Here is a 9,447-nt window from a genome sequence, read left to right as displayed (position 1 = left end):
TGGGGCTCCGCCCCAGACCCCGCGCCTCAAACGCCGGCGGGGCTGGATTTGGCTCCTGCCGCCTGCTTGGTGCGGCTGGATTGCCCGGAGGGCAACTTCAGCCTCGCCGGCGTTTGAGGCGCCGCCGGAGGCAGATCAAGCCTCGCCGGCGTTCGAGGCGCTGGGGGTCCCCCCGGACGGAGTCTGGGGGAGGGTCCGGGGGCAGAGCCCCCGGCAGCGGCGCCGCAGGGCGACGGCTACGCGCCCCGCACGTACGACCGGTGCGAAGGGTCGCGGACCTCCCCCACCAGCATCTCCAGGACGTCCTCCATGGCGACCAGGCCCAGGACCCGCCCACCGGCGTCGGCGACCTGCGCCAAATGGGTGGCGTCGCGCCGCATGACGCTGAGGGCGTCGTCCAGCGGGAGCGTCGCGGACAGGGTCGTCATGCGCCGCCAGACCCGCTGCGGCACGGCCCGTTCCCGTTCCTCCAGGTCCAGTACGTCCTTGACGTGCAGGTAGCCCATGAAGGCACCGCTGTCCGCCCGGACCGGGAAACGGGAGTAGCCGGTCCGCACCGTCAGCTGTTCGATCTGGCGCGGGGTGACTGAGGTGCCGACCGTGACGATGCGGTCCCTGGCCAGGAGGACGTCGGTGACCGGGCGGCTGCCCAGCTCCAGGGCGTCCTCCAGGCGCTCCTGCTCGCCCGGTTCCAGGAGCCCCGCCTGGCGGGAGTCCTCGACGAGCCGGCCGAGCTGGGCGCTGGTGTAGACGGCCTCGACCTCGTCCTTCGGCTCGACCTTGAAGAGCCGGAGGACGACCTTGGCGCAGGCCCCCAGCGCGGTGGTGACCGGCCCGCACAGGCGGGCGAAGGCGACCAGGCCGGGGCTGAACCACAGGGCGGTCTTCTCGGGGGCGGCCATGGCGAGGTTCTTGGGGACCATCTCGCCGATGACCAGGTGCAGGAAGACCACCGCGGCGAGCGCGAACGCGTAGCCGAGGGGGTGGATCAGGCCCTGCGGTACGTGGACGGCGTGGAAGACGGGCTCCAGCAGCCGGGCCACGGTGGGCTCGGCGACCGCGCCGAGGGTGAGCGAGCACATGGTGATGCCGAACTGCGCGGCGGCCATCATGCGGGGCAGGTTCTCCAGGCCGTGGAGCACCTGGCGGGCCCGCTTGGAGCTCGCCGCGAGCGGCTCGATCTGGCTGCGCCGTACGGAGACGAGGGCGAACTCGGCGCCGACGAAGAAACCGTTGGCGAGGACCAGCAGCAGGGCGAAGAGGAGTTGGAGCGCGTTCATCGGGACGCGCCCTCCAGCTCGGCCGGCTGCGGTGCCGGGTCGCCGGGGCGGCCGGAGCCGAGCCGGGACGCCATGGCCGCCGGCTGCCCTGCGGCCGATGCCCGGACGGGGTCCGGAGCGGACCCGTACGAACCGGCCGCGGGGACCGAGGTCAGCCGGACCAGCCGGACGCGCTCGGCTCGGTTGCGGCCGACCTGGCGGACGGACAGCCTCCAGCCGGGGAGCTCGGCGCGGTCCCCGGGGGCGGGGATCCGGCCGAGGAGGTCGGCGACGAGACCGGCGACGGTCTCGTACGGCCCTTCGGGCACCTCCAGGCCTATCCGGCGCAGGGTCTGCACCCGGCAGCTGCCGTCGGCCTCCCAGGAGGGGCGGCCGTCCTCGGCGGGCACGGCGGCCAGCTCGGGGCCGTCGTCCTCCACGAGGTCGTGCTCGTCGCGGACCTCGCCGACGAGCTCCTCGACGATGTCCTCAAGGGTGACCACGCCGGCGGTGCCGCCGTACTCGTCGACGACGACGGCCATCGGCTGTTCGCTGCGCAGCCGCTCCAGCAGCGGCTGCACCGGCAGGGAGCCGGGCACCAGCAGCGGGGCGACGCAGATCCGCGCGACGACGGTGCGGGAGCGCTCGGACTCGGGCACGGCGAGGGCGTCCTTGAGGTGGACCACGCCGGTGATCTCGTCGATGCGGTCGCGGTACACGGGGAAGCGGGACAGGCCGGTGGCGCGGGTGAGGTTGAGCACGTCGGCCGCGGTGGCCGTGTGCATGAGGGCGCTGACCTTCACGCGGGGGGTCATGACGTGCTGGGCCGTGAGCTCGCCCAGCGAGAGGGTCCGTACGAAGAGGTCGGCGGTGTCCTGTTCGAGGGCGCCGGCCTGGGCCGAATGGCGGACCAGGGAGACCAGTTCGCCGGGGGTCCGGGCGGAGGCCATCTCCTCGGTCGGCTCGACGCCGAGCGCCCGTACGAGCCGGTTGGCGACGGCGTTGAGGCCGGCGATGACCGGCCGGAAGGCGCGGGAGAAGGCGTTCTGCGGGCCGGCGACGAAGCGGGCCACCTGGAGGGGCCGGGAGACCGCCCAGTTCTTCGGGACGAGCTCGCCGACGACCATCTGGACGGCGGAGGCGAGCAGCATGCCGATGACGACGGCGACGCCGGAGGCGGCTCCCTCGGGGAGGCCGGTCGCGGCGAGCGGCCCGGCCAGCAGTGCGGCGAGGGCGGGCTCGGCGAGCATGCCGACCACGAGGGAGGTGATGGTGATGCCGAGCTGGGTGCCGGAGAGCTGGAAGGACAGCTCCCGCAGGGCCTTGACGACCGTGCGGGCACGGCGGTCACCCTCGGCTGCGGCGCGCTCGGCCTCGGGCTTCTCCACGGTGACCAGCCCGAATTCGGCTGCCACGAAGAATCCGTTGGCGAGGATCAGGATGAAAGCCGCCACGAGCAGGAGTAGCGGGATGGTCATGCCGCCGCCTCCGTGGGGAGGGCGGCGCAGGTATTACCGGACGATCCGTCCATTGCTGGAGGGAGTCACTCCTCAAGTCGCAGGTGACCCGCAGGCCCCGGGGGCCCGGGGACTGGTGGGAGGGCGCACAGCTGCGCCCCGCCACCAGGGTAGTCATTGAGATCGCGGCCGCAACGGTACGCAGCGACGAGGCTCGGTGGGCTCAGTGGTCGTTTTCGCCGGTTCCGCGGGATTCGGCGAGGGCGCGCAGGGCGCGGGCGTCGCCGATCGCCTGTGCCTTGGCGACGCCGGGCTGGATGCCGAGGACGGGCAGGCTGGTGCCGTCGCTGAGGTCGAGGAACACCCACGGGTCGCCGGGGCGGAGGTTGACGCGCAGGATCTGCGCCCATTCCAGGCGGCGGGTGGTGGTGATGTTGACGACGGTGACGCCGGCCTCGTCCGCGACCACCTTGGGGCGGCTGAGCAGGACGAGGACGGAGGTCAGCAGCACGGCGGTGAAGAGGAAGCTGATCCGCTCCCCCGGGCTGAGGTTCTCCAGGAGGAACGAGATCGATCCGATGGTCAGGAACATGGCGGTCCCGACGCCCAGCAGGACGGCCCTGGTCCGGTTCGGCCGGAAGGTGACCGGCAGGGCGGGGTGGGCAGGCTGGGCGGCGGGCTCGCTCATGGTGCTTCGGGTGCCTTCGGGAGTCGTGTGGCGGGTCAGAGACGGCAGGCGTGGATCGAGGTGGTGAGGATCGCGCGCGCGCCGAGCTCGTACAGGTCGTCCATGATCCGCTGGGCCTCCTTGGCCGGGACCATGGCGCGGACCGCGACCCAGCCTTCGTTGTGCAGCGGGGAGACGGTGGGCGACTCCAGGCCCGGGGTGAGGGCGACCGCGCGCTCCAGGTGCTCGGCGCGGCAGTCGTAGTCCATCATCACGTAGCTGCGGGCCACCAGGACGCCCTGGAGGCGGCGCAGGAACTGCTGGGCCTGCGGGTCCTCGGGGTCGGTGCCGTTGCCGCGGATGACGACGGCCTCGGAGGTCATGATCGGCTCGCCGATGACCTCCAGGCCGGCGTTGCGCAGGCTGGTGCCGGTCTCGACGACGTCCGCGATGATCTGGGCGACGCCGAGCTGGATGGCGGTCTCCACCGCGCCGTCGAGGTGGACGACGGAGGCGTCGATGCCCTTCTCGGCGAGGTGCTTGGCCACGATTCCCTCGTACGAGGTCGCGATGGTCATCCCGTGGAAGTCCTCGGGGCCCTTCGCGGTGCCGGGGAGGGTGGCGTAGCGGAAGGTGGAGCGGCCGAAGTTCAGCGCCAGGATCTCCTCGGCGCTGGCGCCGGAGTCGAGCAGCAGGTCGCGGCCGGTGATGCCGATGTCCAGGCGGCCCGAGGAGACGTAGATCGCGATGTCCTTGGGGCGGAGGTAGAAGAACTCCACCTCGTTCTCGGGGTCGACGACCACGAGCTCCTTGGACTCCTTGCGCATCCGGTATCCGGCCTCATGGAGCATCGCCGACGCCGGTCCGGAGAGAGAACCCTTGTTGGGGACGGCGATGCGCAGCATGGGGCTTCCTTTGATGCGTGGGTTGTGCGTGATGACGGGTGGGGTGTTTGTGCCGGAGCTCAGAGGTGGGAGTAGACGTCGTCGAGGGAGATCCCGCGCGCCACCATCATCACCTGGACGTGGTAGAGCAGCTGGGAGATCTCCTCGGCGGCGGCTTCCTTGCCCTCGTACTCGGCGGCCATCCAGACCTCGGCGGCCTCCTCGACGACCTTCTTGCCGATGGCATGGACGCCCTTGCCCACGAGCTCGGCGGTGCGGGAGGTGCTGGGGTCGCCGTTGGCGGCCTTGAGCTGGAGCTCGGTGAAGAGCTCTTCGAAGGTTTTGTTCGCCATGATGTCCTTAGAGTACGGGCTCACCCGGGTGCCCCAGTGCCGGGGTTCACTCCTTGGACTAGCGCCAGGGCTCGCTCACGGTCCGCAGGGTCATGGCGGTGGAGACGGCGGCGGTGACCGCTTCGTGACCCTTGTCCTCGTTCGACCCTTCGAGTCCGGCGCGGTCCAGCGCCTGCTCGTCGTTGTCGCAGGTCAGTACGCCGAAGCCGACGGGGACTCCGGTGTCGATCGACACCTGCACCAGGCCTTGGGTGACGCCCTGGCAGACGTAGTCGAAGTGCGGGGTGCCGCCGCGGATGACCACTCCGAGGGCGACGATGGCATCGTAACCGCGACCTGCCAGTACCTTCGCCACGACCGGGAGCTCGAAGCTGCCGGGGACGCGGAGCAGGGTCGGCTCGTCGATGCCCAGCTCGTGCAGGGCCCGCAGGGCGCCGTCGACCAGTCCGTCCATGACCTTCTCGTGCCACTGGGCGGCGATCACGGCGACTCGCAGGTCTCCGCAGTTCTTCACGCTCAGTTCGGGTGCGCCCTTGCCGCTCACAGCTCTGCTCCTCGGTGTTCGTGTCGGTGACGGTCGTACGGGTGTACGTGTTGGTGGGGGGTGGCTACTGGTTGCCGCAGGCGGACGTGGTCGCTGCCGCGTCCAGCCAGGGCAGGTCGTGGCCCATCCGGTCCCGCTTGGTGCGCAGGTACCGCAGATTGTGCTCGCCCGCCTCTACGGGCATCGGCTCCCGGCCGGAAACCTTGATCCCGTGCCGTACGAGGGCGGCCGCCTTGTCGGGGTTGTTGGTCAGCAGCCGGACGCTGCGGACGCCCAGGTCGGCGAGGATCTGCGCGCCGGCCCCGTAGTCGCGGGCGTCGGCGGGCAGGCCCAGCTCCAGGTTGGCGTCGAGGGTGTCGCGGCCGCGCTCCTGGAGCTCGTACGCGCGCAGCTTGGACAGCAGTCCGATGCCGCGGCCCTCGTGGCCGCGCAGGTAGACGACGACGCCGCGACCGGCGGCCTTGATCCGTTCCATGGAGGCGTGCAGCTGGGGGCCGCAGTCGCAGCGCTGGGAGGCGAAGATGTCGCCGGTCAGGCACTCGGAGTGCATGCGGACCAGGACGTCCTCGCCGGCGCCGTCGGCGCCGAGGTCGCCGTGTACGAGGGCGATGTGCTCGACCCCGTCGACGGTGGAGCGGTAGCCGTACGCCGTGAACTCGCCGAAGGCGGTCGGCAGGCTGACCTCGGCCTCGCGGCGCACGGTGGGCTCGGCGGAGCGGCGGTAGGCGATCAGGTCCTCGATGGAGATGATCGTCAGGCCGTGCTTGCGGGCGAAGGGGATCAGCTCGGGCAGGCGCAGCATGACGCCGTCCTCGCCGGCGATCTCCACGATGGCTCCGGCCGGGCGCAGGCCCGCGAGGCGGGCGAGGTCGACGGCGGCCTCGGTGTGGCCGTTGCGGACCAGGACGCCGCCGGGCTTGGCGCGCAGCGGGAAGATGTGGCCGGGGCGGACGAAGTCGCCGGGCTCGGAGGTCCCGTCGGCGAGCAGCCGCAGGGTGGTGGCGCGGTCGGCGGCGGAGATGCCGGTGGTGACGCCGTGGGCGCCGCTCGCGTCGACGGAGACGGTGAAGGCGGTCTGCATCGACTCGGTGTTGTTCTGCACCATCTGGGGCAGTTCGAGCCGGTCCAGCTCCGGGCCCTCCATGGGGGCGCAGATCAGGCCGCGGCACTCGCTCATCATGAAGGCGATGACCTCGGGGGTGGCCTTCTCGGCTGCGATGACGAGGTCGCCCTCGTTCTCGCGGTCCTCGTCGTCGACGACGACGATGGGCCGGCCCGCGGCGATGTCGCGGATGGCCTGCTCGACGGGGTCGAGGCGGAAGGTCTCTTCGGGGACGTCGAGCATGTCGGGCACGGGCTTGAGGGAGGTCATGCCGTTGCTCCTTCCAGGGCCGGGGCGGGGGCGGTGCGCGAGCGGAGCCACCAGTCGCGCATGCCCCACAGGACGAGCGCGCCGTAGATGACGTAGACGAAGCCGGAGAACGCGTAGCCGTTGGCGAAGTTCAGGGGGACGCCGACCAGGTCGACCAGGAGCCAGGCGAACCAGAACTCGACCATGCCGCGCGACTGGGCGTACATGGCGACGACGGTGCCGACGAAGATGTAGGCGTCGGGCCAGGGGTCCCAGGACAGTGCCGGGTAGGCGGTGAACAGCAGCGCGACGGCGACGGTGCCGACCGCGGCGGCGCCGACCAGGACGCCGCGCTCGCGCCAGGTGGCGAAGCGGACCGCGAGGCCGCCGTCCTGGGCCTGCTGCCGGCCCCGGTGCCACTGGGCCCAGCCCCAGGCGGCGACGAGCATGACGACGACCTGCTTGCCGGCGCTGCCGGACAGGTGGCCGGCGGCGAAGGCCGCGAAGAGGATGGCGCCCGAGAGGAACTGGGCGGGCCAGGTCCATATGGAGCGCCGCCAGCCGAGGGCGAGGGCGATCAGACCGATCGTGTTGCCGATCATGTCGGACCACTTGATGTGCTGGTCGAAGGCGGTGAAGGCCTCGGAGTTCAGCCAGTTCAGCGCACTCACTGCCCCGCCTCCCGGTCCGCGCCGAGCAGCCGCTCGACGTACTTGGCGAGGACGTCGACCTCGAGGTTGACCGGGTCGCCGGGCTGCTTGATGCCGAGCGTGGTCAGCGCGAGGGTGGTGGGGATGAGGCTGATGGTGAACCAGTCGGCGGCGGCCTCGACGACGGTGAGGCTGACGCCGTCGACCGTGATGGAGCCCTTCTCGACGACGTAGCGGGAGAGGTTCGCCGGGAGGGCGACCTTGACGAGCTCCCAGTGCTCCGAGGGGGTGCGGGAGAGGATCTCGCCGGTGCCGTCCACGTGCCCCTGGACCAGGTGGCCGCCGAGCCGTCCGCCGAGGGCCATGGGGCGCTCCAGGTTGACCCGGGAGCCCTTGGTGAGGGAGCCGAGGCTGGAGCGGTTCAGGGTCTCCTGCATCACGTCGGCGGTGAACTCGCCGTCGGCGGTCTCCACGACGGTCAGGCAGACGCCGTTGACGGCGATGGAGTCGCCGTGCTTGGCACCTTCGGTGACGACGGGGCCGCGCAGGCGGAAGCGGGAGGCCTCCGCCAGCTGCTCGACGGCGGTGACCTCGCCCAGTTCTTCGACGATTCCGGTGAACACTTCAGTGCTCCTTGAGGGCTGCGGGGACGGACGGAGCCGTGGGAACGGCGGTGATGCGGATGTCTGTGCCGATGCGGACGGTCTCGGCGATGTCGAGCCGGAGCGCTTCGGTGAGGGTGCCGATGCCGGCGTCGGCGAGGGCGGCGGGGCCCGCGCCGAGGAGGACCGGGGCGAGGTAGCCGACGACCTTGTCGACGGCGCCCGCGGCGACGAAGGCGCCGGCCAGGGTCGGGCCGCCTTCGAGGAGGACGGAGCGGACCCCGCGCCGGTGCAGCTCGGCGAGGAGGGCGTGCACGGAGATCCCGTGCTTGTCGTGCGGGAGCCGGGCCAGCTCCACCCCGGCGAGGTGGCGGGTGGCCGCCTCCTCGATGTCCTCGCCCACGACGATCAGGGTGGGCGCGGCGTCATCGAGGACGCGGGCGGCGGGCCGGATGGTGGCGTGGGTGTCCAGGACGACGCGCAGCGGCTGGTCGACACCGTCGATGCCGCGCACGGCGAGGTGCGGGTCGTCGGCGCGCAGGGTGCCGGAGCCGACGACGACGGCGTCGGCCTCGGCGCGCAGCCGGTGGACGTCGGCGCGGGACTCCGGGGAGCTGATCCAGCGGCTGGTGCCGTCGGCGGCGGCGATCCTGCCGTCGAGGGTCGCGGCGTACTTCCACAGGACGTACGGGCGGCCCAGGCGTACGGAGGTCAGCCAGGCGGTGTTCCCGGCCTCGGCCTCGTCCGCCAGCAGCCCCGCCGAGGTCTCGATCCCGGCGGCGCGCAGGGTGGCGCCACCGCCGCTGGCCTGCGGGTTCGGGTCGGAGACGGCGTAGACCACGCGGGCGATGCCGGCCTCGACGAGGGCCTGGGCGCAGGGTCCCGTACGGCCGGTGTGGTTGCAGGGTTCGAGGGTGACGTAGGCGGTGCCGCCGCGGGCGGCCGCTCCTGCCGCGCGCAGGGCGTGGACCTCGGCGTGCGGGCCGCCGGCGCGCTGGTGCCAGCCCTCGCCCACGACGGTGCCCGCGGCGTCGGTGATGACGCAGCCGACGACCGGGTTGGGGCTGGTGGAGCCGAGTCCGCGGGCGGCGAGCTCGATGGCTCGGCGCATGGCGCGGGTGCCCGCGTCGGGTGCTGCGTGCGCGGCGTGGGTCGCCACCGGGTCCTCCTGCCTCATCGGGCACGGACTCCGGGGCCTGTCGGGATACGACAGATGAAGCGGTACAGCTCACGCGGGGGCGCCGAGGCCGGAAAAACGGTCCGATCGGGCACATCCACAGGGATATGCCGACGAACCGCCGACGGCGGCGTACCGGTGACTGGCCCGCCGCGCACTGCCTCCCATCCGGACTTTAACCGTCGGTCCAGGAATCTCACCTGGTCAACCGGCCGCTGGCTGCGGACGGGTCGCGGACTATAACCGCCGGTTCGGAATTACACCGACCCCGGAGTGCGCTGCTACTGGTACTGAAGCCAGTCTGCCACGGGTGATCGGCGGCCATGCGGGTGATGGGGTGTGGCCTGGCTCACAGGGGAGTGTTTTTCGAGAGTCTGTCAAGGGGGCGGGGGTTGGTCCAGACCTATTGACGGGTTGGTCTAGTCCTCTTAACGTTCCCTTCATCTTCTCCCGGGAACAGCCCGTCAGATGTGCGCACGTCACGGGCCAACAAGCGCCACTCT

General features: G+C 71.8%; 10 protein-coding genes and 1 riboswitch. All 10 genes read right to left on the bottom strand.

Features of this window, described 5'->3' with window-relative positions:
- Nucleotides 1–236 precede the first annotated feature (236 nt).
- Nucleotides 237–1,280, bottom strand: coding sequence for a hemolysin family protein (locus tag ACFWBN_RS35920; RefSeq protein WP_385184686.1), 1,044 nt, complete (start codon nt 1,278–1,280; stop codon nt 237–239).
- The gene (locus ACFWBN_RS35915) at nt 1,277–2,737 is read right to left on the bottom strand and encodes a hemolysin family protein (RefSeq protein ID WP_385184684.1); all 1,461 of its coding nucleotides are present in this window, start codon (nt 2,735–2,737) and stop codon (nt 1,277–1,279) included. The genes ACFWBN_RS35920 and ACFWBN_RS35915 overlap by 4 nt, the downstream gene beginning before the upstream one ends.
- Nucleotides 2,738–2,939: 202 nt before the next feature.
- Nucleotides 2,940–3,404 (bottom strand): PH domain-containing protein, encoded by a 465-nt coding sequence (locus ACFWBN_RS35910; RefSeq protein WP_385184681.1) that lies wholly within the window; start codon nt 3,402–3,404, stop codon nt 2,940–2,942.
- A 35-nt stretch (nt 3,405–3,439) separates the two neighbouring features.
- Nucleotides 3,440–4,288 (bottom strand): ATP phosphoribosyltransferase, encoded by an 849-nt coding sequence (gene hisG / locus ACFWBN_RS35905; protein WP_385184678.1) that lies wholly within the window; start codon nt 4,286–4,288, stop codon nt 3,440–3,442.
- Nucleotides 4,289–4,347: 59 nt separating this feature from the next.
- Nucleotides 4,348–4,620: a phosphoribosyl-ATP diphosphatase gene (locus ACFWBN_RS35900; protein ID WP_385184675.1), complete on the bottom strand. Its 273-nt coding sequence runs from the start codon at nt 4,618–4,620 to the stop codon at nt 4,348–4,350.
- Between the two features lie 58 nt (nt 4,621–4,678).
- Nucleotides 4,679–5,164 (bottom strand): 6,7-dimethyl-8-ribityllumazine synthase, encoded by a 486-nt coding sequence (ribH, locus tag ACFWBN_RS35895; protein ID WP_007262951.1) that lies wholly within the window; start codon nt 5,162–5,164, stop codon nt 4,679–4,681.
- A gap of 64 nt (nt 5,165–5,228) precedes the next feature.
- Nucleotides 5,229–6,536 carry a bifunctional 3,4-dihydroxy-2-butanone-4-phosphate synthase/GTP cyclohydrolase II gene (locus tag ACFWBN_RS35890; RefSeq protein ID WP_385184672.1) on the bottom strand — a complete coding sequence of 436 codons (1,308 nt, stop codon included), beginning with the start codon at nt 6,534–6,536 and terminating at the stop codon, nt 5,229–5,231.
- Nucleotides 6,533–7,177 (bottom strand): nicotinamide riboside transporter PnuC, encoded by a 645-nt coding sequence (locus ACFWBN_RS35885; RefSeq protein WP_385184697.1) that lies wholly within the window; start codon nt 7,175–7,177, stop codon nt 6,533–6,535. The genes ACFWBN_RS35890 and ACFWBN_RS35885 overlap by 4 nt, the downstream gene beginning before the upstream one ends.
- Nucleotides 7,178–7,182: 5 nt before the next feature.
- The gene (locus ACFWBN_RS35880; RefSeq protein ID WP_385184670.1) at nt 7,183–7,788 is read right to left on the bottom strand and encodes a riboflavin synthase; all 606 of its coding nucleotides are present in this window, start codon (nt 7,786–7,788) and stop codon (nt 7,183–7,185) included.
- 1 nt (nt 7,789) lies between these two features.
- Nucleotides 7,790–8,944 carry a bifunctional diaminohydroxyphosphoribosylaminopyrimidine deaminase/5-amino-6-(5-phosphoribosylamino)uracil reductase RibD gene (ribD, locus tag ACFWBN_RS35875; RefSeq protein WP_385184667.1) on the bottom strand — a complete coding sequence of 385 codons (1,155 nt, stop codon included), beginning with the start codon at nt 8,942–8,944 and terminating at the stop codon, nt 7,790–7,792.
- A gap of 150 nt (nt 8,945–9,094) precedes the next feature.
- Nucleotides 9,095–9,225, bottom strand: a riboswitch (FMN riboswitch).
- Nucleotides 9,226–9,447 lie beyond the last annotated feature (222 nt).

It is taken from the genome of Streptomyces sp. NPDC059989 (assembly GCF_042736975.1).
Classification (GTDB): Bacteria; Actinomycetota; Actinomycetes; order Streptomycetales; family Streptomycetaceae; genus Streptomyces.
This window is presented reverse-complemented; position numbering and strand designations above follow the sequence as displayed.

Excerpts from the sequence above, each read along its gene's own strand:
- ACFWBN_RS35920 (WP_385184686.1), bottom strand. The coding sequence starts at position 1,280 with ATGAACGCGCTCCAACTCCTCTTCGCCCTGCTGCTGGTCCTCGCCAAC.
- ACFWBN_RS35915 (WP_385184684.1), bottom strand. The coding sequence starts at position 2,737 with ATGACCATCCCGCTACTCCTGCTCGTGGCGGCTTTCATCCTGATCCTC.
- ACFWBN_RS35910 (WP_385184681.1), bottom strand. The coding sequence starts at position 3,404 with ATGAGCGAGCCCGCCGCCCAGCCTGCCCACCCCGCCCTGCCGGTCACC.
- hisG (WP_385184678.1), bottom strand. The coding sequence starts at position 4,288 with ATGCTGCGCATCGCCGTCCCCAACAAGGGTTCTCTCTCCGGACCGGCG.
- ACFWBN_RS35900 (WP_385184675.1), bottom strand. The coding sequence starts at position 4,620 with ATGGCGAACAAAACCTTCGAAGAGCTCTTCACCGAGCTCCAGCTCAAG.
- ACFWBN_RS35890 (WP_385184672.1), bottom strand. The coding sequence starts at position 6,536 with ATGACCTCCCTCAAGCCCGTGCCCGACATGCTCGACGTCCCCGAAGAG.
- ribD (WP_385184667.1), bottom strand. The coding sequence starts at position 8,944 with ATGAGGCAGGAGGACCCGGTGGCGACCCACGCCGCGCACGCAGCACCC.